At 44.4% G+C, this 24,682-nt stretch carries 21 protein-coding genes; 15 read left to right on the top strand and 6 right to left on the bottom strand.

From position 1 onward, the window contains the following. Positions 1-74: 74 nt before the first annotated feature. The 4 genes from ACTD55_RS05160 to gmk form a co-directional block, all read right to left on the bottom strand. Positions 75-455 (bottom strand): RidA family protein, encoded by a 381-nt coding sequence (locus tag ACTD55_RS05160; RefSeq protein ID WP_438863247.1) that lies wholly within the window; start codon positions 453-455, stop codon positions 75-77. 28 nt (positions 456-483) lie between these two features. Next, positions 484-2,604 (bottom strand): bifunctional GTP diphosphokinase/guanosine-3',5'-bis pyrophosphate 3'-pyrophosphohydrolase, encoded by a 2,121-nt coding sequence (spoT, locus tag ACTD55_RS05165; RefSeq protein ID WP_438863248.1) that lies wholly within the window; start codon positions 2,602-2,604, stop codon positions 484-486. A gap of 215 nt (positions 2,605-2,819) precedes the next feature. After that, positions 2,820-3,095, bottom strand: a complete 276-nt coding sequence (rpoZ, locus tag ACTD55_RS05170) for a DNA-directed RNA polymerase subunit omega (protein ID WP_438863249.1) — start codon at positions 3,093-3,095, stop codon at positions 2,820-2,822. Between the two features lie 99 nt (positions 3,096-3,194). Next, on the bottom strand, positions 3,195-3,824 hold the full coding sequence (gmk, locus tag ACTD55_RS05175) for a guanylate kinase (RefSeq protein ID WP_438863250.1): 630 nt from the start codon (positions 3,822-3,824) through the stop codon (positions 3,195-3,197). 156 nt (positions 3,825-3,980) lie between these two features. Here gmk and cyaY point away from each other — a divergent pair, with 156 nt between their 5' ends. From cyaY to ACTD55_RS05235, 12 genes are all read left to right on the top strand, one after another. Continuing rightward, positions 3,981-4,304, top strand: a complete 324-nt coding sequence (gene cyaY / locus ACTD55_RS05180; protein WP_438863251.1) for an iron donor protein CyaY — start codon at positions 3,981-3,983, stop codon at positions 4,302-4,304. Beyond that, a complete protein-coding gene (locus tag ACTD55_RS05185) occupies positions 4,305-4,976 on the top strand; it encodes an alpha/beta hydrolase (RefSeq protein WP_438863252.1) in 672 nt (223 codons plus the stop codon). Between the two features lie 179 nt (positions 4,977-5,155). Further along, positions 5,156-5,584 (top strand): MarR family winged helix-turn-helix transcriptional regulator, encoded by a 429-nt coding sequence (locus ACTD55_RS05190; RefSeq protein WP_438863253.1) that lies wholly within the window; start codon positions 5,156-5,158, stop codon positions 5,582-5,584. A gap of 27 nt (positions 5,585-5,611) precedes the next feature. Then, on the top strand, positions 5,612-6,691 hold the full coding sequence (locus ACTD55_RS05195) for an HlyD family secretion protein (protein WP_438863254.1): 1,080 nt from the start codon (positions 5,612-5,614) through the stop codon (positions 6,689-6,691). 3 nt (positions 6,692-6,694) lie between these two features. Beyond that, the gene (locus ACTD55_RS05200) at positions 6,695-8,224 is read left to right on the top strand and encodes a DHA2 family efflux MFS transporter permease subunit (protein ID WP_438863255.1); all 1,530 of its coding nucleotides are present in this window, start codon (positions 6,695-6,697) and stop codon (positions 8,222-8,224) included. 81 nt (positions 8,225-8,305) lie between these two features. Beyond that, positions 8,306-9,073 carry an EAL domain-containing protein gene (locus ACTD55_RS05205; RefSeq protein ID WP_438863256.1) on the top strand — a complete coding sequence of 256 codons (768 nt, stop codon included), beginning with the start codon at positions 8,306-8,308 and terminating at the stop codon, positions 9,071-9,073. 106 nt (positions 9,074-9,179) lie between these two features. Continuing rightward, the gene (gene hemC, locus ACTD55_RS05210) at positions 9,180-10,109 is read left to right on the top strand and encodes a hydroxymethylbilane synthase (RefSeq protein ID WP_438863257.1); all 930 of its coding nucleotides are present in this window, start codon (positions 9,180-9,182) and stop codon (positions 10,107-10,109) included. A gap of 2 nt (positions 10,110-10,111) precedes the next feature. Continuing rightward, positions 10,112-12,112: a uroporphyrinogen-III C-methyltransferase gene (locus ACTD55_RS05215; protein WP_438863258.1), complete on the top strand. Its 2,001-nt coding sequence runs from the start codon at positions 10,112-10,114 to the stop codon at positions 12,110-12,112. Continuing rightward, positions 12,109-13,266: a heme biosynthesis HemY N-terminal domain-containing protein gene (locus tag ACTD55_RS05220; RefSeq protein ID WP_438863259.1), complete on the top strand. Its 1,158-nt coding sequence runs from the start codon at positions 12,109-12,111 to the stop codon at positions 13,264-13,266. The genes ACTD55_RS05215 and ACTD55_RS05220 overlap by 4 nt, the downstream gene beginning before the upstream one ends. Before the next feature lie 182 nt (positions 13,267-13,448). Beyond that, positions 13,449-14,699, top strand: a complete 1,251-nt coding sequence (locus tag ACTD55_RS05225; RefSeq protein WP_438863260.1) for a glutamate-5-semialdehyde dehydrogenase — start codon at positions 13,449-13,451, stop codon at positions 14,697-14,699. Positions 14,700-14,773: 74 nt separating this feature from the next. Further along, complete coding sequence (locus ACTD55_RS05230) at positions 14,774-15,670, top strand: DMT family transporter (protein WP_438863261.1); 897 nt, start codon at positions 14,774-14,776, stop codon at positions 15,668-15,670. A gap of 68 nt (positions 15,671-15,738) precedes the next feature. Next, positions 15,739-16,815 carry a CNNM domain-containing protein gene (locus ACTD55_RS05235; RefSeq protein WP_438863262.1) on the top strand — a complete coding sequence of 359 codons (1,077 nt, stop codon included), beginning with the start codon at positions 15,739-15,741 and terminating at the stop codon, positions 16,813-16,815. A gap of 417 nt (positions 16,816-17,232) precedes the next feature. Here the strand turns inward: ACTD55_RS05235 and ilvC are convergent, their stop codons facing one another. Beyond that, positions 17,233-18,717 carry a ketol-acid reductoisomerase gene (gene ilvC, locus ACTD55_RS05240; protein WP_438863263.1) on the bottom strand — a complete coding sequence of 495 codons (1,485 nt, stop codon included), beginning with the start codon at positions 18,715-18,717 and terminating at the stop codon, positions 17,233-17,235. A gap of 139 nt (positions 18,718-18,856) precedes the next feature. On the opposite strand from ilvC, the gene ilvY reads away from it, so the two are divergent. Continuing rightward, a complete protein-coding gene (gene ilvY / locus ACTD55_RS05245) occupies positions 18,857-19,714 on the top strand; it encodes an HTH-type transcriptional activator IlvY (protein ID WP_438863264.1) in 858 nt (285 codons plus the stop codon). 15 nt (positions 19,715-19,729) lie between these two features. On the opposite strand, the gene ACTD55_RS05250 is transcribed toward ilvY, so the two are convergent. After that, on the bottom strand, positions 19,730-21,241 hold the full coding sequence (locus ACTD55_RS05250; RefSeq protein ID WP_438863265.1) for a YifB family Mg chelatase-like AAA ATPase: 1,512 nt from the start codon (positions 21,239-21,241) through the stop codon (positions 19,730-19,732). A gap of 307 nt (positions 21,242-21,548) precedes the next feature. Here ACTD55_RS05250 and ACTD55_RS05255 point away from each other — a divergent pair, with 307 nt between their 5' ends. Further along, the gene (locus ACTD55_RS05255; protein WP_438863266.1) at positions 21,549-23,855 is read left to right on the top strand and encodes an efflux RND transporter permease subunit; all 2,307 of its coding nucleotides are present in this window, start codon (positions 21,549-21,551) and stop codon (positions 23,853-23,855) included. Further along, complete coding sequence (locus tag ACTD55_RS05260) at positions 23,845-24,642, top strand: outer membrane lipoprotein-sorting protein (RefSeq protein ID WP_438863267.1); 798 nt, start codon at positions 23,845-23,847, stop codon at positions 24,640-24,642. The genes ACTD55_RS05255 and ACTD55_RS05260 overlap by 11 nt, the downstream gene beginning before the upstream one ends. The last annotated feature ends 40 nt before the right edge of the window (positions 24,643-24,682 follow it).

Raw genomic sequence — 24,682 nt, forward strand, 5'->3', positions numbered from 1 at the left:
AAACGGACTTGTCGAATGAATGAACAGGGTGTTCCGACAAGTCCGCTTTTTTGCATGGATGGCGCGGCGATAAATTAAAGCTCCATCACACCGTCGATTTCAATCTGTACGCCTTTTGGTAACGCACTGATTTGAATTGCGGCACGAGCCGGGTAAGGCTGGCTAAAATGCTGACTCATAATTTCATTTACGGTGGCAAAGTTGCTTAAATCAGTCATAAAAATATTCACTTTGGCCAAGTCGTTCAAGGTTCCACCGGCGGCTTCACAAACCGCAGTTAAATTGGCGAAAACTTGTTGTGTTTGCTCGGCAAAATCTTCCGAAATCACTTCCATTGTGCTTGGCACTAATGGGATCTGACCGGATAAATAGACGGTTGTTCCCACTTTGACAGCCTGGCTATAAGTACCGATTGCCTGTGGTGCATTGGGCGTATTAATAACCGTTCTGGACATGTTTTTTCCTTATAAATGTTTGATTAAATTAATTTGAAGAGCGGGATTGGCTATGCCGGGATACTCGTTGTACTTCTGGCATCACCCTAATTTTACGCATGATATTAGCCAAGTGCAGACGATTATGAATGGTCAGTTCCATATCAATATAATAAACGTTGCTTTCTTTTTCTTCGGTTTGTAGTGACACAATATTCGAATCATTGGTGACCACGGTATTAGTTAGCGTCGCCAACGTGCCCTGACGGTTGATTAACTCAACTCGCAGTGCCGCTTTAAACTCTCCCTGAGGATCCTGATCCCAATGCATTTCCAGTACCCGATTGGGCTCTTCACGCACGATGCGGGCAATATTACGACAGCCGTTTTGATGAATAACCATGCCTTTACCCGGACTCAGCAATGCAAATACCGCGTCGCCCGGAATAGGGTGACAACAGCGGGCGTAAGTAACTAATAATCCTTCTGTCCCTTTGATGGCAACACGGCGACCACTGGTTTTGATTTCGTCCCCACTTTCACCCACTAAACGCCGGGCAATGATGGCACTGAGTTCATTACCTAAACCAATATCAGCTAACAACGCATTGAAGGTGCTGTGTTTGGTTTCTTTAATTACCCGATCAATATCTTTAAGCGGAATGTTTTCTAACTTGGTATTCCCCAAGGCATGACGCAACAAGCGATTCCCCATATTGGTGGCTTCTTCGGAACGCTGCTTTTTCAAATACTGACGAATATAGGAACGGGCTTTGGCACTGACGACAAAATTAAGCCAGTTAGCGTTAGGTTTGGCTCTGGGTGAAGTAATAATTTCTACCGATTGGCCCGTTTCCAGCGGCCTGCTCAGTGACCAAGTACGGCGGTTAACCCGCACCCCAACGCAAGAGTTCCCCACATCGGAATGCACTGCATAAGCAAAATCGACCGCAGTGGCACCGGTGGGTAATTCGATAATTCGGCCATCGGGAGTAAATACATATATTTCATCGGGGAACAAATCGGTTTTAACGTTTTCGATAAACTCAAATGACGAACTGGCGCTTTGCTGTAATTCAATAATGGAGTTCATCCATTTGCGCGCTCTAACCTGTGCAGTCGTGCCTTTCTCTTCGCCCGGTTGTTTGTACATCCAGTGCGCGGCCACGCCTTTATCGGCCATATGATCCATTTCTTCGGTCCGGATCTGAATTTCTACCGGAATACCATGCGGTCCCACGAGTGAAGTGTGTAAGGATTGATAACCATTGGTACGCGGTATCGCCACGTAATCTTTGAAGCGACCTTCGATAGGTTTATATAAACCGTGCATGGCACCTAATGCGCGGTAGCAATTATCGTTAGATTCCACGACCACCCGAAACGCATAAATATCCATCACCTCATGGAAATTCAGCTCTTTATTTTTCATTTTTCGGTAGATCGAATACAAATGTTTTTCACGACCTAATACTTGTGCTGAAATGTTCACCTCTTCCAGACGACTGCGCACTTCAGTGTATACATTGTCGATAATTTCTTTACGATTACCACGAGCCTGTTTTACCGCTTCCCCCAAGGCACGATAACGCATGGGATACATGGCTTTAAAGCCGAGATCTTCCAGCTCATTTTTTATATCGTGGATCCCCAGGCGGTGAGCAATAGGGGCATAAATTTCAAGCGTTTCCAGCGCGATACGACGACGTTTGGCAGGACGTAATGCGCCCAGGGTACGCATATTGTGAGTGCGATCGGCCAATTTAATCAGGATCACGCGAATATCCTGCACCATGGCCATAATCATCTTACGGAAGTTTTCGACCTGAGCTTCTTTTTGGCTACCGAATTGGAGTTTATCCAGTTTGGATACACCTTCGACCAAATCGGCTACGGTATCACCAAATAATTCAGCTAAATCGCTTTTGGTTAACTCGGTATCTTCAATTACATCATGCAAAATAGCCGCGACCAGGGTTTCAAAGTCGAGGTGCATTTCAGCCAAAATGCCAGCTACCGCAATGGGATGGGTAATATACGGGTCACCACTACTGCGCATCTGGCCATCATGAGCTTCTCGGCCCACTTTAAAAGCACGCTCAACATCGGCAACCTGTTCAGGTGGCAGATATTCACTAATTTTGTTTTTCAGGCCTTCAAATAGATACACAAATCAACAACTAAAAGTGTGGCTGGATAGATGATTCTAGAATACGGATAAATGCAGGCGTTGCCAACGGCAGAACGTCGTTGGCACAATATTTTCTCGTCTTTTAGACTATTACACAGCTAAAAACACGATTTATACCCGAAATCACTGGAATTGCACGGCGGTTGCGAACGAGTTCAGCCAACAAACATGCAGTTTCAAGAATGAAGGGTATATTACTGCTGCTCGGCTAAAATATTGGCAACAGAGCTAAAATCCGCTTCTTCTTGTACGCGCTGATCATGCATTTCTTCCTGATCAACGGTTTGTGCAGTGACTAACCCTAATTCAATTTCACGTAACGCAACAACGGTTGGCTTGTCATTACCCATATCAACTTTGGGATCTTTGCCTTCAATAGCAATTTGACGGGCACGACGTGCAGCAACCAGAATTAAATCAAAACGGTTACCAACTTTTTCAATAGCATTTTCAACTGTTACACGGGCCATTCTATTCTCCGTCAATGTCTAAAGGGGTTGAAAAAAAGGTTGCATAGTTTACTCAGTAATCAACTGTAATGCCAGCGCTTTTGACCGACTGTCTGATCATTATTCAGCCAGCAGTTCACTAAACAGAGTTTGATGTCTAATCACTTGACGCTGCTGACGACAACGTTGCGCCAAGACAATACTTTCCAAGTTGTGTAACGCTTGCTCAAAACTATCATTGACCAGAATAAAATCAAACTCATCAAAATGTTCAATTTCCGAGCGAGCTGAGGCCATTCTATTCTCAATCACTTCAGCGGAGTCTTGTCCCCGACCGGTTAAACGTCTGCGTAACTCATCTCGTGAAGGGGGAGCAATGAAAATACTATGGGTGTCGGGCAACTGTGCTTTCACTTGTCTTGCCCCCTGCCAGTCTATATCTAAAAACACATCAATCCCCTGTTGCAAGGTGTGTTCAATGACTGTTTTGGACGTGCCGTAATAATTACCAAATACTTCAGCCCACTCAAACAACGTACCTTGCTCAATTTGTTGTTTAAACTCTTTTTGACTGACAAAGTGGTAATGTTTGCCGTCTTCCTCGCCTGGCCGCATGGCGCGGGTGGTCAAGGACACCGACAACTGCATTGAGCCATCCGTATATTTATCTAACAAGGCTTTAATTAAACTGGATTTACCACCACCGGACGGGGCAGCAAGAATAAACAAATTACCGGGTACTTGATTCATAGGGTCTGATTTAGTCGTATTGGATTACTCTAATTGGCCGCGATCCTACCATAATGGGTTAAAAATTGAATATTTCACGCCAACGCGCATAGAGTACTTGATCAACACCACTTTTTTCCTGACCATAGCCCTTCCTGATATGACAGAGATTGAATAATGCACGATTCAGAATATCACCAACTCGTTGACGATGTGTTACTCGTTATCGAAGAGGCTTTGGATGAGTGTCCGGTCGACATCGATTATGAGTCAGCCAGCAGCATTCTGACCTTAACCTTTATCAACGGCAGTAAAATTATCATCAACAAACAGCCACCATTGCATCAAATTTGGGTCGCCACCAAGTTTAATGGTCATCATTTTAATTTTCAGGAAGGGAAATGGATCGATGAGCGTACCGGTGCAGAATTCTGGCAATTTATTGATGAAGCGGCCAGCAAGCAGGCTGGGCAACCAGTAACCCTGAGCGCAGGAGCTTAAATGAGCGATAACTTGCTACCTTATGTGGAAGTCAATCCAACTCAAACAGCTAAAGCCTGCGTTATTTGGCTGCATGGATTAGGCGATTCCGGCAATGGCTTTGCCCCTATCGTGCCGGAATTAAAACTGCCTGATGAATTAGCGATACGTTTTATTTTTCCTCATGCCCCAGTGCGACCTATTACAATAAATAATGGTTATCAGATGCGCGCCTGGTATGACATTAAATCGATGCAATTGGATAAACGAGCCGATGCAGCTGGCGTTTACGAATCAGCCAATTTGGTTCAGGCGCTAATCGAACAAGAAATAGCCAATGGAATACCGGCAGACAAGATTGTACTGGCAGGATTTTCCCAAGGCGGGGTTATCGCGCTGCATTTGGGGCCTCGTTTCGGACAAAAACTGGCCGGGATCATGGCGCTGTCCACTTATATGAGTGAACCAGAAAGCTTGGCAAAACAGGCCAACCCAGTCAATCAGTCTACTTCTGTATTAATGTGTCATGGTCGTTCTGACGACGTAGTACCGATGGATTATGGCCAGCAAGCTTATCAGCAATTGCAACAATGCGGCTATCAGGTTGAATGGCATGATTACCCGATGCAGCATAATGTTTGTGTAGAAGAACTCGCCACCATCTCCAACTGGTTACAAGCTCGTTTAGCTTAATCGCACAGACCGTTATCTGACACCACAAACAGCAATAAACTGCCGTTCGTGGTGTCCTCTCGGTAACTTCATAAGACGTTTAACCCCAAAACCCGTCACTATTATAATCAGACCAAATCTTGACAATGACAAAGCTGACAATATAATAACGTATACTTATTATATGTATTGATTATTTTATGAGCTCTCAAGAACAATCGCTCGGCTTTTTGATCGCAGATATATCTCGCTTAATGCGACGAGCCTTTCAACGTCGTTTGGAAGGAAGTCAACTTACCTTAGCCCAGGCTCGGGCATTAATTTATGTCTCACGTAATGAAGGCGTGCGGCAAGTTGAACTGGCCGAGTCACTTGAGCTTCAACCCATGACCTTGGCTCGATTAATCGATCAGTTAGCCGAGGAAGGTTTTGTAGAGCGCCGTCCCGATCCACGAGATAGAAGGGCTCATCTTATTTTCCTTACCCCGGCGGCCACTCCTCAGTTAGAAGAGATTAAACGTGTGGGATTGGAAGTGAAGGAGCTCGCGCTAAGTGATCTTGACCAGCAACAAACTGAACAATTTTTGCACGCACTGGCACAAGTGCGCGAACAACTTAATCGCTTTTAATTCTAAGATTTCCGGAGTCGTCTGTTTATGAACAGTTCCCCTAATAACGCTGAAACCGCTGCCATGCAGAGCGTTAGCCACAAAAATAACGGCTTAAAACGGTTGATTCTGATGCTCATCATTCCGGTCATTGCGCTGCTTGGTGCCGGTTATTTTTACCTTAAAGATGGCCGCTTTGTGGACACCGACAATGCCTATGTGAAAGCCGATAAAGTGCAGGTAAGCGCGGAAGTATCAGGCACGGTTAAAAAAGTGTTAGTACAAGAAAATCAAACGGTTAAAGCAGGGGACGTGTTATTCCAACTTGATACTTTGCCTTTTCAAGTTGCTGTCAATAAAGCACAAGCCCATTTGTCCCAAGTGTATACTGATATTGCGGCACTTAAAGCCAGCTATCGAGAAAAACAGGCCGAAATTTCACTGGCTCGCAGTAAATATGCCTTTCAAACCAGAGAGCAACAGCGTCAGTCCGACTTGCTTAAAAAAGACTATATCTCTCCAGCGACCTATGATGATGCTAAACAAAATACCGATATAGCAGGTCTACAAATTGTCGCCGTTGAAGAGGATTTAAAACGGATCGCAGTCACCTTAGGTGGCAGCGTTGATACGCCGATTGAACAACATCCTAATTATCTGGCTGCCCAGGCCGAGCTGGAACAGGCCAAACTGGATCTGGCCAGAACACAAGTGCGTGCATCCATGTCAGGAATTGTCCGAGTTCCGCCAAAACCGGGCCAATATTTAACCGCCGGTCAAACCTCAATGACTTTAGTGGTGAATAATAATTTATGGGTAGAGGCGAATTTTACTGAAACAGCGTTAACTCATGTACAGCCTGGCCAACCGGTGACTATTCATATTGATACTTACCCGGATATGCAGTGGACGGGGGTGGTTGAAAGCCTTAGTCCTGCCACTAGTGCCGAATTTTCGGTATTACCGGCACAAAATGCCACTGGCAACTGGGTCAAGATTGCTCAACGGGTACCGGTACGGATTAAATTAAATACTGACAATCACTTACCTAAGTTACGCGCAGGCTTGAGCGCCATCACCGAAATTGACACCGGCTATCAGCGCCAGCTATTCGGAATGACGTTATAAGTAATGACTACCGCTAGCTTAAATTCAGACCTACCTGACAATACCGCCACCGCTAATCGTGGCTGGATCACATTATCGGTAATGCTGACCACCATCATGCAGGCATTAGATACGACTATTGCCAATGTCGCCTTGCCGCACATGCAAGGTTCAATGGGCGCTACTCAGGATCAAATTTCTTGGGTATTGACCTCTTATATCGTTGCCGCCGCTATTTGTATGCCACTGACCGGCTTTTTGTCTGCCCGTTTTGGGCGCAAAAAATTATTTCTCTTATCTGTGGTGGGATTTACTCTGGCTTCGATGCTGTGCGGGGCCGCACAAAGCCTGAATCAAATTGTGATATTTCGGTTGTTGCAGGGTGTGTTTGGTGCCAGTCTGGTCCCCCTGTCACAATCCGTATTACTGGATAGTTATCCTAAAGAAAAGCACGCGTCAGCTATGGCAATGTGGGGTGTCGGGGTGATGCTAGGCCCCATTTTAGGTCCCTCCTTAGGCGGATGGCTAACAGAATATTACAACTGGCGTTGGGTGTTCTATATCAATTTGCCTTTTGGATTACTGGCGTGGTTTGGTTTAATGGCCTATGTCAAAGAAACGCCCATCGATCGCTCACGCCGCTTTGATTACACCGGCTTTGCGTTACTAAGTTTAAGTATTGGTGCCCTGCAAATGATGCTGGACAGAGGACATTCACTTGACTGGTTCAGCAGTTATGAAGTCATCATCGAGGCAACATTAGCCGCTGGTGCGTTGTACCTGTTCGTGGTGCATATGTTTACTTACAAAAATCCGTTTATTGAGCCGGGTCTGTTTAAAGATCGAAATTTCAGTATCGGATTGTTGTTTATATTTGTCGTGGGCGTCATCCTGCTTGCTACCATGGCATTATTGCCACCCTTTATGCAAAACCTGATGGGCTATCCGGTTATTGATGTTGGATTGTTACTTGCTCCTCGTGGTTTCGGTACGATGTTTGCCATGTTGGCAGTAGGACGAATGGCAGGCAAAGTGGATGTCAGATTGAGCATATTATTGGGTCTGCTGCTGACTAGCTTTTCATTATGGGAGATGACGTTATATACAACCGATACACAAGGCTTCGAGATTGTCAGTACCGGTGTGATCCAAGGTTTAGGACTAGGCTTTTTGTTTGTGCCTTTGTCCACAATTACGTTTTCAACGCTCAACCCTCATTACCGCAACGAAGGAACTGCATTATTCAGCTTAATGCGCAACATCGGTAGTAGTATTGGTATATCGGTAGTGATGACTTACTTTGCCCAGCGGACTCAAATTAATCACGCCGCCTTTGCCGACTATATTGCACCACTCAATCAAGCGTTAAGTCAGGCAGTGGAGAGCGGCAGTTTAAATTTATCCACCCCGCAAGGACTTAGCCAAGTGAATGGAATGGTAACCCAACAAGCCGCTACATTGGCTTATTTGCAAGATTTTCGCATGATGATGTGGGTCACATTAGCAGCGATACCAATGTTATTTCTATTTAAGGGTAAACAAGCCGAAAAATAGATATGTCAATTCATTTGAGTAAGGCTTGAGGTGGCTTGCATCAACTACTACTATGGGAGAAAACCTTAACACAAAGAGCCTATGCATAAGCCTAAAGACTTTACCGAATTAGCTTGTAGTCAATGTACCAAAGGTGCGGGGCTGGATTTTGATTTTTCCATGGCCTTTCAGCCCATTGTGGACACAGCTAATCAATCAATTTTTGCCTATGAAGCGTTAGTCCGGGGAACACAAGGCGAATCGGCTTATTCCATCCTGAGCAAAATCAATGAATCGAACCGTTACCGCTTCGATCAAAGCTGTCGGGTTAAAGCTATTGCGTTGGCATCGAAACTAAACATAGCCTGTTTCGTTAGTATCAATTTTTTACCTAACGCCGTATATAAACCTGAATTATGTATTCGTACCACCTTACAGGCCGCCAAGGAATATCAGTTCCCAATCGAACGTATTTTATTTGAATTGATTGAAGATGAAGAGGTAAGTGACATCCCCCATCTACAAAACATTATTCAGGCCTATCAGGAAATGGGCTTTAAAACCGCCTTAGACGATTTTGGTTCCGGCCATTCCGGTTTAAATTTATTGGCTAACTTCCGGCCTGACCTACTCAAGCTGGATATGGAACTGATCCGTGATATTGACACCAATATCGTCAAGCAAGCCATTGTCCATCGAACGACGCAACTATGCCAAGATCTGAATATTCAAATTTTGGCCGAAGGAGTCGAAACCAAAGCTGAATTTGACTATTTGCAACAAACCGGTATCCATTTATACCAAGGCTACTATATCGCCAAACCGGAATTTGAAGCACTCCCGCAGATTAATCCTGCCATTTTTGTTTAATATGCGGTCACGCCAATCCAGATTAATTAGGATGGCTTGATTTTAACTGTAGCGGGATTTTCTGGTAAGATTAGCCCCCTACTTTATCCTCTTCTGAGATTGTTGAATGACTGATCGTGTAATCCGTATTGCCACCCGCAAAAGTGCTCTCGCTCTATGGCAAGCAGAATATGTAAAATCTGCCTTGCAGCAAGCACATCCTGCTTTACAAGTCGAACTGGTGCCAATGACCACTAAAGGTGATCGCATTCTCGATGCGCCGTTGGCGAAAGTCGGTGGTAAAGGGTTATTCATCAAAGAATTAGAAGTCGCTATGCAACAAGGCAAAGCAGATATTGCCGTGCATTCAATGAAAGATGTGCCGGTAGAATTTCCTGCCGGTTTCAGCATTCATGCGATTTGTGAACGGGAAGACCCCCGTGACGCCTTCGTGTCCAATACTTACGATTCCATCGCATCCTTGCCACAAGGTGCAATTGTGGGCACCTCCAGTTTGCGTCGCCAGTGCCAGTTACGCCATCATCGGCCGGATCTGAACATTAAAGACTTACGGGGTAACGTCAATACTCGTTTAGCCAAACTGGATGCGGGCGAATATGATGCAATTATTTTAGCCGCAGCGGGATTGTTGCGCTTGAAGATGCCAGAGCGAATTAAAGCCAGCATTGAACCTCAAGAATCATTACCGGCAGTGGGTCAAGGTGCAGTAGGCATAGAATGCCGTGATGATGATGCAGAATTAATTGCCTTATTACAGCCACTTCATCACATTGCTACAGCGACCTGTGTTCGCGCCGAACGCGCGTTAAATGCGACCCTGCAAGGCGGTTGTCAGGTGCCGATTGGCAGTTTTGCTGAGTTGCAAAATAATCAACTTTGGTTACGCGGATTAGTAGGTGCAGTTGATGGTAACAAGATCTTGTTTTCGCAATTATCGGGCCCTTGTGAAAATGCGGAACAAATCGGTGTACAGGTTGCCAATGCCTTATTAGAACAAGGTGCAGATGCACTGTTAAAACAAGCCTATCAGGATTAATAATGAGCGAATTTTTGTTATTTCGACCGCAGCCAAAATGTGATGTGAGCTGCCAGAAAATGCAAGCGGCAGGCATAGTCGTTCACGGCTTGCCATTGCAACAAATATCGCCAGATCCACAACAGATACAACGTTTTAGTAACGAGGTTGAAACGCTAGCACCTAAAGCCTGTGTTATTTTTACCAGTACCTATGCAGCTGAATATGCTGTACAAGCCATGCAAGATAAGACGTGGCCTGCAGAACTGAATTATTTTGCAATAGGCAAGAGTACCGCTGCAATCTTGCAAAAATCAGGTCTTAAGGTGCGTTTACCGAAACGATTTGATTCTGAAGGGCTGCTGGAAATGGCTGAATTAATTGATGTAGCCGATAAAACAGTAGCGATAATCAAAGGCCATCGTGGTCGTGTAGAATTGGATAAAACCCTGACCGAACGCAAGGCCAAGGTACAAACCTACAATTTATACCAGCGCACCGCCATTCAACTGGACAAGCCCATTCAAACATGGCAACAAAGCGCGATAAGGTGCATTATTGCCACGAGTGGTGAGCAAGTCGAACTGGCCTTTGAGCAATTCGAATCAAAATGGTTGATTTCACTCAACTGGATTACCGTCAGTCAGCGTATTGTGGATATACTAACCAGCAAAGGTGTTAGTAACGTTATACTCAGTGCAGATGCCACTGACGAAGCATTAATAACAAGTGCAAAGCAATTTTTGGAGCACCAAGCAATGACCGAGTCGCAAGAGCAACAAAAACTCAACCAGCTCGCACAGGAAATTAACCAACAACAAAATTCGGCTCCGAAAAAATCAGCCGCAGCAGCGCCTAAATCCGCGGCGACGTCCACAGCGAAGTCTACGACAGACTCTTCAGCAAACCGCAAAAATTCTGGCGGTGGGTGGTGGGCTTTTTTAACACTAATTAACTTTTTATTGTTGTTAGCCGTGGCTGGCGGTGCTTTTTGGCTGTGGCAACAATGGACGGCAAATCAGCAACAACAAGAAACTCGTTTGCAAAGCGAATTACAGCGTCAGCAGCAAGCCCTGACAGAACAACAGCAAAAACTCAGTCAATCTAATCTGGATTTTCAGAATAGTTTTCAACAAGCTCAACATCAGCAGGACAGCGAACTAGCCTCTGATTTACACAAGCTTACCCAGCAAGTACAAGCCAATCAGCAACATTTGCTGGAAATGTCCGGACGCCGCCCAAGCGATTGGCTGATTGCCGAGGCGGATTATTTAGTGCGTATGGCAGGACGTAAATTGTGGCTGGAACATGATGTGGCGACCGCAATCCTGATGCTGCAATCTGCCGATACCCGATTGGCCGACTTGAATGATCCGAGTGTGTTACCGGTACGGGCCAAAATTAGTGATGATATTCAAACCCTAAATTTAGTTAATAATGTGTCCACAGCGGATGTAGCGTTGCAAATAACGGCACTGATTAAACAAGTGGATGCCTTACCCCTAGCGATGGTTAAACTCCCCGAGGCTACCGATGCTTCCGATGATCGTGCTTTATCTGAATCGGTCTATGATTGGCAAACTAACTTAGCCAAGAGTTGGCGCGCTTTGGTAGATGATTTTATAACTGTCCGCCGCCGCACCGATAATATTCAACCACTTCTTAGTGATCAGCAGCAATGGCTGGTCAAAGAGCAGCTTAAGCAGCATTTGCTTCAGGCTCAGATCGCTGTATTACGTGAACAAGCACAACTTTTCCCATCACTATTAGAATTAGCACAACAAAACATACAGAAATATTTTGATCTCAACAGCAGTCAAGTCAGTCAATTTGAGCAACTTTTGCAGCAATTGACCACTACCGATATTAGCCGTAATTATCCACAACAATTGCAGTCAGCCAGACCGATACAGGATCTTTTACAACAACGGGTTAGCAACGTTTTTAATAATCACTCAACGGTAAAAAATGCCGATCTGACAGAAGCGAATTCAGTCACTGGACAAGAGGATCAAACACCATGATCCGCCTAGCAATATTGTTGTTAGCCATAGTCGCAGGTCTAATCGCTGGCCCCTATTTTATCGGGCAAAAAGGCTATGTACTAATCGCGTTAGATAACTGGACAATTGAACTTAGTGTAGTGAGTCTAGCCATTCTAGTCGTTGGCTTTATGATTGTGTTTTTACTCGTGGAGTGGATAGTAAAACGCTTATATAAAGGGTTTGGCGGCTCATTTAGTTTTTTCAGCCGCTGGCGTAACAAGCGCAAAAATAGTGCTTATATCAAAGGAATGCTGGCGCTAGATGAAGGCCACTATGTTGAAGCACAAAAACAATTTAGTCGCATCGATACGGACAATCTAATGGGTATTGACTTGTTAGCATCCGCTCAGGCTGCCACCAAGCTTAATCAAACCAACAAAGCCAAACAGTTGTGGCAACAAGCCGCACAAGATCCAATGACCGAGTTGGCTGCCAATCTGCACTTAATCAGAGCTTATCTGGAAGAAAACAATAGCAAAGAAGCGCTTGGCATACTGGAAAATTTAGCCGAGAAACATCTGCAACATCCTGCTGTTGCGCAATGTTGGGTTGAGGCATTAGCGATGCAAGGGCGCTGGCAAGAACTAAAAAGTAAATTAAAAGGCTGGAAGAAAACCCTGAGTTTGGAAAGCTATGCTTATTGGATGCAACAATCTTCTAAAGGCATATTCGCAGAAATTGCCAGTAAACAGGGTGCACTGCAGTTAAAAACGGCCTGGCAAGAGTTACCCCGCTCTGATCGCAAAGATCCGGCCCAACAAGCCGCCTACATTAAACAATTAATCGGTCAGGATATGCATAATGACGCAGCTGAAGCCCTGGTCGATTTTCAATCTCATCCTGAGCCGCAGTTAGTGCCATTATTTGCTTCATTACGCACCAATAATCCCACTGAGGTGATAAAAAAACTGGAAAGCTGGTTAAAACATGACGAATTTAATCTGCAATTGCTCAGTGCTCTTGGTCATGTCGCTTTTCATGCCAAACAATATCAACTGGCCGAAAAAGTGCTGCTGAAGCGTTTGAATCTGGGTAAGGATAGTGAAGACTTATTGCTACTGGCACAGATAAAAGAAGCCCTTGGACAGCCGTCAGAAGCGCTCGAACTATACAAGCAAAGTATAAAAAACTAGTTGTGGTATACTATTCGGGTATATAGCCCACAGACTAGCAAATGAGATATTGATCCGTAGTCGTTAGTTTGTAATTGGGTTAGCCAAGAGTGTCGACATTATCAACTCACCAACAAAGGTGAATATAAAAGATAAATACACTCTAAAAGGTTTTCTTTTCACCAATCAAATTGGGAATTTATATGACTTTTTCTATGACCGATATGGCGCGCAAAGCGCAAATCGCCTCAAGACAACTTGCGAGACTTTCATCGACTCAAAAAATTACCGTATTGGAACGCATTGCAGAGTTACTGGTGCACAATACCGACGAAATTTTAAAAGCCAATCAGCAAGATATTCAAGCCGCTGAAGCAAACGGATTAGCGGCAGCCATGCTGGACCGCTTGCGCCTTTCCCCCAAAGCAATCGAAGATATAGCCACGGCAGTACGTGACATTGCCGGACAACAAGATCCCGTGGGAACGATAAGTTCAATACAGCGTCGTCCTTCCGGAATTGAAGTGGGCAAAATGCGCATCCCACTTGGCGTGATCGCGATGATTTATGAGTCACGCCCCAATGTGACCATTGATGCTGCGGCATTGTGTTTAAAAGCCGGTAATGCGGTAATCCTGCGCGGTGGTAAAGAAGCCCTGCATTCCAATTTAGCCTTGGCTAAATGCATTGAAACAGCTCTGCAGGAAAACGGCCTCGATAGCAGTGCCGTGGTGGTGGTACCGGATCCCGATCGGGCCATTATGAATGAATTAATGACCCTTAATCAGTATGTGGATTTAATCATCCCTCGTGGTGGTGAAGGGTTAATCCGGTTTGTCTCGGAAAATAGCCGAGTACCGGTTATCCAGCATTTTAAAGGCGTGTGTCACTTTTATGTAGACGATGCCGCCGATTTGGATAAAGCCTTAAATCTGTTAAACAATGGTAAAGTACAACGAGTCAGTGCCTGTAATTCACTGGAAACCTTGCTTGTACACCAAGATGTGGCTGCACAGTTTTTACCCTTGGCTGCCAAGATGTTTAAACAAAATCAGGTTAAGATTCATGCCTGTGAACAAAGCATTAAATACTTTGATGATGCCGAACCGGCCAGCGAGGCGGATTGGGATGCAGAATATCTGGCACTAGAAATCGCGGTTCGTATTGTCGATGATTTCGATGCAGCTATTGCGCATATCGATCAATACAGCTCTGGACATACCGAAGTCATTGCCACTCAGGACTATTCAAGGGCGCAACAATTTATTCGCAGTATTAATTCTGCCGTGGTGATGGCCAACGCTTCATCACGTTTTTCTGATGGTGGAGAATTGGGATTGGGTGCCGAAATTGGCATTTCCACCAGTAAGCTACATGCTTATGGCCCAATGGGTGTTGAATCGTTGACAACAGAGAAGTTTATTGTCTTGGGTGACGGCGAAATCCGCCAGTAATCTCTGATTTATTTTCTGTTAATTTAGTCACTTAACGTTAAAATAAGCACCTTATAAATAAGGTGCTTATTTTCATGCCCAATATTGGTTTATTCATCGTTTGTGTGCTCATCTGGGGCTCTACCTGGATCGCTATTACTTATCAGTTGGGACATGTCGCGCCCATATTATCAGTCGCTTATCGCTTCAGTATTGCCGCGCTTATTCTCGGTCTGTTTTGTAAAATTAAGGGGTTATCCTTAACGTTACCAGCGGCCATTCATTTACGTATGTTAATGGTTGGTCTGTGTCTTTATACCCTTGATTACACACTGCTATATTACAGTGAACAGTATATTATCAGTGCGCTGGTGGCGGTGATGAGCTCAAGCATTATCTATATCAATGTAGTGTTACGGCGCCTGCTACTGAAAAAACCGATAAGAACCGAAGTCATATGGGGGGCGACACTAGGATTAGTTGGCGTTTTCCTGATATTCCTGCCTGAATTTGGTCAGCTGGGTACCAACACCATGCTATGGGTAGGTATAGGTTTAGCGATGGCCTCATTCTTTTTCGCTGCGATGGGTAACGTTGTATCAGAACAAATTCTGGATCGCGGCACCCCGGTGGTACAAATGAATTTCTGGGCCATGAGCTATGGCGTGATGTTTACCACCAGCTATGCGTTATTCACCAACACTCCCTTTTTACTGCCCAATAGCACCGAATATTGGACAGCTCTGATTTATTTGGCCCTTTTTGGCTCGGTCATTGCGTTTGGTGCCTATATGCAATTAGTCCAACGCATGGGATCTGACAAAGCGGCCTACGTGGTATTAATGTATCCCATTGTTTCACTGTTAATTTCCACCCTGTTTGAAGGCTTTAATTGGCATTGGCCGGCGATAACAGGTGTGTTATTCATCTTGTTGGGTAATGCCATTGCTATGGGCAAGTTAAAACGCAAACCACCCCAACCGGTCATATAGTAACTTGTGCTTAGACCTTATTTTTGTTTAAGTGGTGTGCCTTTAAGGCTTATGGATGACATACAAATATGCTTTTGCTGACATTTTATGTCTTTATTGCGCTGTTTTTCTCTTTTCTGTGTTCAGTATCAGAAGCGGTTATTCTGAGTGTTTCCAGTTCCTATATTTCGGTATTGGAAAATAAACAACGCCCCAGTGGCCTGTTATTGCGCGATCAAACCAATAATATAAACCGGCCGTTATCTGCCATTCTTACATTAAATACGATTGCTCATACAATGGGCGCCGCCGGCGCTGGCGCACAGGCGGCAGTCGTGTTCGGCAATGCATATCTGGGAGTGGCATCGGCCATCTTAACTCTGTTAATTCTGATTTTTTCTGAAGTTATTCCAAAAACGATTGGGGCAAGTCACTGGCGAAAACTAGCTCCTTTTACTGCCTATTTCCTCAAATATCTGTGCTGGTTGCTCCATCCCTTTGTTAGCTTGCTAGAAAAAATGACTCGCGCTTTTACCAACGAAAATGCGTTAAAAGGATTGAATCGTGTCGAGTTAAAAGCGATGGCTGAATTATCCCATCAAGAAGGTCAACTCGCCATTCACGAAGTGAATATCGTACAAAACTTGTTAGATTTACAAGCGATCAAAGTGAGGGATGCGATGACACCTCGCACGGTTGTGTTTTCCATTCCACAAACGATGAGTGTAGAAACTTTTTATCACAAGCATGCCAAAGTCAGCTTTTCGCGGATCCCAGTCTATGAAGATAATGACAGCGAGTTGATCACCGGCTTTGTGCTTAAATCTGATTTACTCTTGGCCCAAGCCCGCGGAAATTCTGACAAGCAAGTCAGTGAATATGCCAAACAAATGGTTACCGTGATCAGTTCCATGCCACTTGCTCGGATTTTCGAACATTTTTTACCGGGCAGAAATCATATGATTCTGGTGATGGATGAATATGGCGGTCTGGAAGGTATTTTAACCATGGAAGATTTACTCGAAACCTTGCTCGGCTTTGAAATTATCGATGAGAAAGATAAAACCATCAATATGAAAAAGCTGGCACAAACCAAATGGAAAAACCGATTAAATAAAGTACGTAAATCGACGGGAGAAGAACAGGACGATACCAATTCAAAATAATTGCAGATAAAGCGCATCCATGCCCGTTGCTGCGTTACTTCGCGGAGGATTAAACCAAAGGCGAATACTGCATTACTGCAATAAACGCCTTTGACCGGGGATTGAGCAGCGCGCTCTGGTCACTTTATTTGTTATGGTTATAGGCGACCTTCCCGTTGCCATTTATATAGCAGTTATCAAGCCAACATTTAAAACCAATAAAAACAATGGGTTATATTTTTAAAGGTCACTTGCATAAAAGTATATGCACAAAAAAGGTCAGATGTTGCACCTCGATAGTGAAAGCGCTCCCAGACCTGAACCTAAACTCAAAAATAATTAGCGACAGGCAGCACTTTGGGTAAGGGAATAAAAAAAGCCCGGTAAATTACCGGGCTATAAAAGCGGCTATCACTCCGCACTTAGGGAAAAAACTGGTTAGTTAGTTTCGACGATAGCTTTCATGTCTGTCATGTAGCCACGCAACTCATCGCCTATCCATTCAACATCGTGTTCACGAATGGCGCGATTAATATCTACCAACGTTTTGTTATCTACGCTATTTGACTCGGTATTCAACCCCTTGCCAATTACATCGGTATTGATGGAAGGCATAAATTTCTCTGCTAACAACGGAATGGCAGCGTTAGCAAACAAATAGTTGCCGTATTCTGCGGTATCAGAGATAACCACATTCATTTCATACAAACGCTTACGAGCGATGGTATTAGAAATCAGCGGTGTTTCATGTAACGACTCGTAATAAGCTGACTCAGGTAAAATACCTGCCTCTACCATTACATCAAACGCCAATTCAACGCCTGATTTGATCATTGCAACTAACAAAATACCGTGGTCGAAGAACTCTTGTTCTGAAATTTTACCGCTATATTCCGGTGCATTTTCAAATGCCGTCTGACCGGTTTCTTCACGCCATTTAAGTAAGTTAGCGTCACCATTCGCCCAGTCTTCCATCATATTTTTAGAAAACTCGCCACTGATGATGTCATCTTGATGTTTTTCGAATAATGGACGTAATAACTCAGTCAACTGCTCAGACAATTGAAACGCTTTCACTTTGGCCGGGTTCGACAGTCTGTCCATCATATTGGTTACACCACCGATTTTTAGCGCTTCGGTAATGGCTTGCAAACCAAACTGGATCAACGCACCGGCATAAGCGGCATCAATTCCATCGGCAACCATTTTTTCAAAACATAAAACAGCAGCGGTTTGTTGCATCCCACACAGAATGGTTTGCTCACCCATTAAGTCAGATTTCACTTCAGCAACAAACGAAGACTCTAATACGCCGGCACGATCACCGCCCGTGGCAGATGCCAATGCCTTGGCAATATCCCAACCTTGAGCTTGTGGATCATTTTCAGGATGTACCGCAATCAGTGTAGGTACACCAAAACCACGCTTATATTCTTCACGAACTTCGGTACCAGGACATTTAGGCGCACACATCACAACAGTAATGTCTGACCGAATTTGCTGACCTTCTTCAACAATGTTAAATCCGTGGGAATAGCCCAAAGCAGAGCCTTGTTTCATCAACGGCATAACCGCTTCAACTACAGACGCGTGTTGCTTGTCTGGCGTCAGGTTATAGACCAAATCCGCTTGCGGGATAAGCTCCTGATAAGTACCGACAGTAAAACCATTGGAGCTCGCACGTTGGAATGAATCACGCTTTTCATCAATAGCCGCTTGGCGCAATGCGTAAGACACATCCAAGCCGGAATCGCGCATGTTTAAACCTTGGTTTAAACCCTGTGCACCACAACCAACGATAACGATTTTCTTACCTTTAAGAAAACTACAGCCATCTGCGAATTCTTCACGTTGCATAAAACGACAACGTCCCAGCTGATCCAGCTGCTGACGTAAAGACAATGTGTTGAAATAATTTGCCATTAATAAAACCTTCAAAAATAAAATTGTTTAACTAGGGTTGTTAAACTTTACCTTACGAAGAATAGAGGATTGGCTTTGTTGTATAAAATGATATATTTGCAAAACTATATTTCATATTTTGCAACATGAGGTTTATTTAATGGATATCCGCAGCTTGCAACTGTTCCACCATTTGGCCTCCAGTCTCCATTTTGGCAAAACAGCGGAAGCCATGTATGTCAGTCCTTCGACGCTAAGCCGGGCAATACAACGACTGGAACAGGAATGCGACACCATCTTGCTGGTCAGAGATAATCGCAGTGTCAATTTAACCGCTGCAGGCGAAAAGATGCGTGACTTTGCCGCCGATACCTTAATGCACTGGTCACAACTTAAGGCTGATTTCAGCAAAAACAATCAACAACTAAGCGGGCAACTTAAATTGTTTTGTTCCGTAACAGCCAGTTATAGCCATCTACCCACGATCCTGGACAAATTCAGAGCCCGTTACCCCCAAGTAGAAATTCAACTCACAACGGGTGATCCAAATAGCGCCATTGATAAAATCGTCAATAAACAGGTGGATATTGCCATTGCGGTAGTGTCACCGGATTTCCCAGCTCATGTTCATCATCAGCATCTGGATAGTCGTCCGCTAGTGATGATCTGTCCTGCTGTGACTAAAATTACCCGTCTTGAACAAGTGGATTGGCGTAAAATTTCAATGATATTGCCCGAGTCCGGCCCGTCAAAACGAATTGTTCATCACTGGTTAACCGAGCATGGCATCCGGCCAAAAGTCTATGCAAATGTGGCCGGACACGAAGCCATTGTCAGCATGGTGGCGTTAGGGTGCGGTTTAGGGATTGTGCCTAAAGTCGTGGTGGATAATTCGGTAGCGCGAGATAAAGTTAACTGTATCCCGTTGACGGATATTGAGTCCTTTCAATTGGGATTGTGCTGTTTGACCGAGCGGGCTCAAGAACCGCTGATTAAATCAATGCTGAATGTGTCTTAACGATTTATGCCATGACTACATGCCTAACTGGCTCAACAAACGATCAAAACTGCGATAACTCAATGCCTGAGCAATATGTTCATGTTGTATATTATCTTGTTGATCCAGATCAGCAATGGTTCGGGCCACTTTAACAATGCGATGATAACTGCGAATAGATAGCCCCAGTTTTTCTACCGCAATTTCCAAAAACTTTTGATCTTCAGATAATAACGGACAATAACGCTCCAATTCTTTATTACTTAGATGAGCATTAGCCTTACCCGCTCTATGTAACTGCTTATTTCTGGCTTGAATAACTCGCTGGCGAATTTGTTGGCTGGATTCGCCTCGCTGTTTAATTTGTTCTGTAAAACTGCCGCTGGGCAATTTAGGAACATCAATTTGAATATCGATTCTATCCAGAAAAGGACCCGAAACCCGATTAAGGTAACGTAATATTTGTTCACTGGTACTGCGCCCATCATCCACCGCACCAGTAGGACTGGGATTCATTGCAGCAATTAACTGAAAATTAGCCGGAAATTGAGCCTGACGAGCAGCCCGAGAAATCGATACGATGCCAGACTCCATCGGTTCACGCAGTACATCCAATACTTTTCGGTCAAATTCCGGCAATTCATCCAGAAACAGTACACCATTATGAGCAAGAGAAATTTCACCGGGCCTTGGGATGCTCCCCCCTCCCACCAATGCTACCGCCGAACTAGTGTGATGAGGGCTACGAAAGGGTCGAGCGCGCCAGGTTAACGGATCAATGGTTTTACCGCACACTGAATGGATAGCAGCACTTTGTAATGCTTCATCATCACTCATTTCCGGTAAGATACTGATTAAACGATTGGCGAGCATGGTTTTGCCGGTCCCCGGAGGCCCCGTCATTAACATATTATGCTGACCGGCCGCCGCGATTTCTAGCGCTCTTTTAGCTGCGCTTTGACCGACAACATCCTGCATATCAATAGCATAATGAGCCTGATGAGCCGCTTTCTGAGCGGGTTCAAACTTTAGCGAGTGCTGACCAATCAGATGATGATAAACATCTAGTAACTGATTAGCCCCGAGTACTTTAATACCGTTAATTAATCCAGCTTCCTGAACATTGTTAGCCGGCACAATGGCGGTATGGTTATTTCGATGACAAGCAAACGCGAAAGGTAGTACACCGCTGACAGCACGGATCTCGCCACTAAGACTTAATTCCCCAATAAATTCAACACTATCCAGTTTATCGGCCACAATCTGACCACTGGCGGCAATGATCCCGATCGCAATAGCCAGATCAAAGCGCCCCCCTTCTTTCGGTAAGTCAGCAGGCGCCAGGTTCACCGTGATGCGCTTAGCCGGAAATTCAAACTGCGAATTAATCAGTGCACTTCTAACCCGATCCCGTGCTTCACGCACCGAGGCTTCCGGCAGACCTACAATATTAAAGGCGGGAAGGCCATTAGCTAAATGGACTTCAATTGTGATAAGTGGAGCCTCAACTCCGACACAGGCTCGACTATGGACTCTGGCTAACGACATACACTTCTCCCTATCACACCTAGGGGGAGATTAGCTTCCATGTTGATATTGCTAGACAACGACACAAGCTCCCCTTCATTGGCTCCTAATTTAAAGCTAGCTAGAGATTGAGAATATTCAATGATAAACAATTGTTTTATTTATTATATTGGCCACCTGTCAGCAGGATTGACCGTAAAAATAGGATCAACTAGTCTTATATCAGTTTGCATTTATACGCTGCTGCCACTTCATATACCCTATTGCGGTTTTAACCGTCTAGACTAGTCGGGGCAACCAACATCTTCATAGCAGGGATTGTCATTGAATGAATAACGTCTTGAAAGAATCTATTTTACAGCGCGCTTGGCTGGTCATCCTGTTAGTTATTATCAGTGTACTGGTTGCCGGTTTTGGTGCTAAAAACCTGTATTTTCGAGGCGACTATAAAGTTTTCTTTGGTCAGAATAACCCTGAACTGGCCGAATTTGAAAATATGCAGCAAACCTTTAACAAGAACGACAATATTGGCATCTTAATCGCGCCACAAGATGGCAAGGTTTTTACCCAACAACATTTAGAATTACTTTGGCATCTGACCGAAGATGCTTGGCAAATTCCTTATTCTAGCCGAGTCGATTCAATCACCAACTACCAACATACCCAAGCCGAAGAAGATGATTTATTAGTCGAGCCATTATTGCTTGATCCAGAGGATCTGAACGATGAAAAAATTGCGCAAATTAAACAAGTTGCGCTTCATGAACCTTTACTCCTGAAAAAACTGGTTTCTGCTGCCGGACATGTGGCATTAGTCAATGTCAGTGTCCAGTTGCCGGATAAACATGATCAGACCGCAGAAGTAGCTGAGATTGTTTCATTCACGCGTGATTTGGTTAAACGATATCAGCAACAATATCCCGATGTGCAATATCACCTGATTGGTATCGTTATGATGAATAACGGCTTTTATGAAGAATCACAAAAAGATGCCGCGACGCTGGTTCCCGCAATGTTTTTAGCCATTATTTTAATGCTTGCTATATTGCTACGCTCACTCTCTGCCACATTTAGCACTGTGTTAGTGATTGTCATCAGTAATATCGCCACATTGGGCATTGCCGGGTGGATGGGATACTATCTCTCCACTGCCACCATTAATGCCCCCATCATTGTGATGACGTTAGCCGTAGCCGATTGCGTGCATATTGCCTCATCCATGTTGTTCGCCATGCGTCAGGGTGAGACAAAAGAACAGGCTATCGTGCATAGTTTGCAACTGAATATGAAGCCCGTGTTTATCACCAGCGCGACCACCGCCATCGGCTTTTTGACCTTCAATTTCTCCGATGTTCCGCCCTTACAGGATTTGGGAAATATAGTGGCTATCGGGGTGTTGTTTGCCTGGCTTTTTTCCATCACTATATTTCCGGCATTACTGCGTATTCTACCCGTCAAAGTGACCCCTTTTAGCGAGGATCATAACGGTGCCATGGAAAAGCTGGCTAACTGGGTCATTCATCACAAAAAAACGCTATTACCTGCTACATCACTATTTATTGTGCTAGGCAGCGCATTAGTGCCTCTAAATTCAATTAACGATGTGGCTATCGAGTATTTTGATACTTCACTGACATTCCGTCAGGACAGTGATTTTATGCAGGACAACCTTTCCGGCTTTACCACTATTGATATTGCCCTGAATACTGGCCACGCCAGTGGAGTCAATGATCCGCAGTTTTTAAGTCAGGTTGAGCGGTTATCCGATTGGTTAAGGTCGCAACCAGAAGTCGACCATCTGTTCACTCTGACCGATACCTTTAAGCGATTGAATAAAAACATGCATGGTGACGACCCTGAATGGTATACGTTGCCGGAAGAGCAGGATTTATCTGCGCAATATCTGTTGATGTATGAAATGTCCCTACCTTATGGGCTCGATTTGAATAATCAGCTCAACATAGATAAATCTGCCCTGAGATTAACATTAACGGTACAGAGCATGGGCAGCCACGAGCTAGTAGAACTGGAAAACCGGATCAGGAATTGGATGAATCAAAATAGCCCGGATATTGCTGTATCGGTAGCGAGTGTCCCGTTGATGTTTGGCCATATTGGTGAAAGAAACATGTCGAGCATGATCCTGGGCACTACAGTAGCAGTTATTCTGATCTCCGGCCTGTTAATGCTCGCCCTGAAGGATGTTCGTTTAGGGTTAATAAGCCTTATTCCCAATCTGGCTCCGGCGGGTATCGGCTTTGGTTTATGGGCGTTATATAACGGTAATATTAATCTGGCCTTGTCGGTAGTGACCTCGATGTGTTTGGGGATTGTGGTTGATGATACGGTACACTTTTTGAGTAAATATCAATATGCCCGCAAGCAAGGCAAAGATCCGGAAGCAGCGGTTCGCTATGCGTTTTCAAGCGTCGGCAGAGCCTTATGGATTACGACCTTCGTCCTGTTTGTCGGTTTTATGATTTTATCTTTGTCGGCATTCACCCTAAATAGCTACTTAGGACTGTTAACCGCCGTGATTATCTTAATCGCCTTGGCGGTAGATTTCTTATTCTTACCCCTATTTTTAATGCTGTTGGACACACGCAGCTATGTTGGAGATTCAAATGAAGCATAAACCTTACGCACTGATAAGCAGCATTATTTTAGTGCTGTTCTCGCTTAATCAAATGGCGATAGCGCAAACAGCCCAGGAAAAAGGCCTACAGATTGCCAAACAACGCAAAGAATTGGATAAAGGCTGGGGTAGCAGTGAGTCAGACACCACTATGATTTTACGAGATGCTCAGGGCAATGAAAGTATTCGTAGCATTCGGACTAAAGCATTAGAAGTGCAAGGGGATGGGGATAAAGGTTTAACTATTTTTGAACAGCCTGCAGATGTAAAAGGCACTGCCTTTTTAAATTTTTCCCATGTTAATGATGCCGATGAACAATGGCTTTATTTACCTGCGATTAAACGGGTAAAACGCATATCTTCCCGCAACAAGTCCGGTCCCTTTATGAGCAGCGAATTCGCATACGAAGATATGAGCTCATTTGAACTGGCTAAATATGAATTCACCTATCTACGCGATGAAACATTCAATGGACAAGATTGCTTTGTGGTAGAAAGCATTCCCACTGATGAATATTCTGGCTATACCAAAATTATTAACTGGATCGATAAACAACATTATCGGGTTCTGAAGAGCGAATTTTATGATCGCAAAAAAGCACTGTTAAAAACGATGACGATGTCTAACTACCAACAATATTTGGACAAATACTGGCGACCGCTACAATTGGATGTCGTCAACCACCAAACAGGAAAAAGCACCCGCTTAATCATTAGCGACATTAAGTTTAATACTGGCCTGGACGATAACGATTTCAACAAGAACAGTTTGAAACGTGCCAGATAACGGATACGTATCCAAGCTCTGCATCCGTAGTTAGTGAGTA

It is taken from the genome of Neptunicella sp., assembly GCF_048268085.1.
Taxonomy (GTDB): Bacteria; Pseudomonadota; Gammaproteobacteria; order Enterobacterales; family Alteromonadaceae; genus Neptunicella.

What these genes read in the sequence shown, in the direction of transcription:
- cyaY (WP_438863251.1), top strand. Translation starts at nt 3,981, where the DNA reads ATGCACGATTCAGAATATCACCAACTCGTTGACGATGTGTTACTCGTT.
- hemC (WP_438863257.1), top strand. Translation starts at nt 9,180, where the DNA reads ATGACTGATCGTGTAATCCGTATTGCCACCCGCAAAAGTGCTCTCGCT.
- ACTD55_RS05160 (WP_438863247.1), bottom strand. Translation starts at nt 455, where the DNA reads ATGTCCAGAACGGTTATTAATACGCCCAATGCACCACAGGCAATCGGT.
- ilvY (WP_438863264.1), top strand. Translation starts at nt 18,857, where the DNA reads ATGGATATCCGCAGCTTGCAACTGTTCCACCATTTGGCCTCCAGTCTC.
- ACTD55_RS05260 (WP_438863267.1), top strand. Translation starts at nt 23,845, where the DNA reads ATGAAGCATAAACCTTACGCACTGATAAGCAGCATTATTTTAGTGCTG.
- rpoZ (WP_438863249.1), bottom strand. Translation starts at nt 3,095, where the DNA reads ATGGCCCGTGTAACAGTTGAAAATGCTATTGAAAAAGTTGGTAACCGT.
- gmk (WP_438863250.1), bottom strand. Translation starts at nt 3,824, where the DNA reads ATGAATCAAGTACCCGGTAATTTGTTTATTCTTGCTGCCCCGTCCGGT.
- ACTD55_RS05185 (WP_438863252.1), top strand. Translation starts at nt 4,305, where the DNA reads ATGAGCGATAACTTGCTACCTTATGTGGAAGTCAATCCAACTCAAACA.
- ACTD55_RS05250 (WP_438863265.1), bottom strand. Translation starts at nt 21,241, where the DNA reads ATGTCGTTAGCCAGAGTCCATAGTCGAGCCTGTGTCGGAGTTGAGGCT.
- ACTD55_RS05235 (WP_438863262.1), top strand. Translation starts at nt 15,739, where the DNA reads ATGCTTTTGCTGACATTTTATGTCTTTATTGCGCTGTTTTTCTCTTTT.
- ACTD55_RS05225 (WP_438863260.1), top strand. Translation starts at nt 13,449, where the DNA reads ATGACTTTTTCTATGACCGATATGGCGCGCAAAGCGCAAATCGCCTCA.
- ilvC (WP_438863263.1), bottom strand. Translation starts at nt 18,717, where the DNA reads ATGGCAAATTATTTCAACACATTGTCTTTACGTCAGCAGCTGGATCAG.
- ACTD55_RS05200 (WP_438863255.1), top strand. Translation starts at nt 6,695, where the DNA reads ATGACTACCGCTAGCTTAAATTCAGACCTACCTGACAATACCGCCACC.
- ACTD55_RS05230 (WP_438863261.1), top strand. Translation starts at nt 14,774, where the DNA reads ATGCCCAATATTGGTTTATTCATCGTTTGTGTGCTCATCTGGGGCTCT.
- ACTD55_RS05205 (WP_438863256.1), top strand. Translation starts at nt 8,306, where the DNA reads ATGCATAAGCCTAAAGACTTTACCGAATTAGCTTGTAGTCAATGTACC.
- ACTD55_RS05190 (WP_438863253.1), top strand. Translation starts at nt 5,156, where the DNA reads ATGAGCTCTCAAGAACAATCGCTCGGCTTTTTGATCGCAGATATATCT.
- ACTD55_RS05255 (WP_438863266.1), top strand. Translation starts at nt 21,549, where the DNA reads ATGAATAACGTCTTGAAAGAATCTATTTTACAGCGCGCTTGGCTGGTC.
- ACTD55_RS05215 (WP_438863258.1), top strand. Translation starts at nt 10,112, where the DNA reads ATGAGCGAATTTTTGTTATTTCGACCGCAGCCAAAATGTGATGTGAGC.
- ACTD55_RS05195 (WP_438863254.1), top strand. Translation starts at nt 5,612, where the DNA reads ATGAACAGTTCCCCTAATAACGCTGAAACCGCTGCCATGCAGAGCGTT.
- ACTD55_RS05220 (WP_438863259.1), top strand. Translation starts at nt 12,109, where the DNA reads ATGATCCGCCTAGCAATATTGTTGTTAGCCATAGTCGCAGGTCTAATC.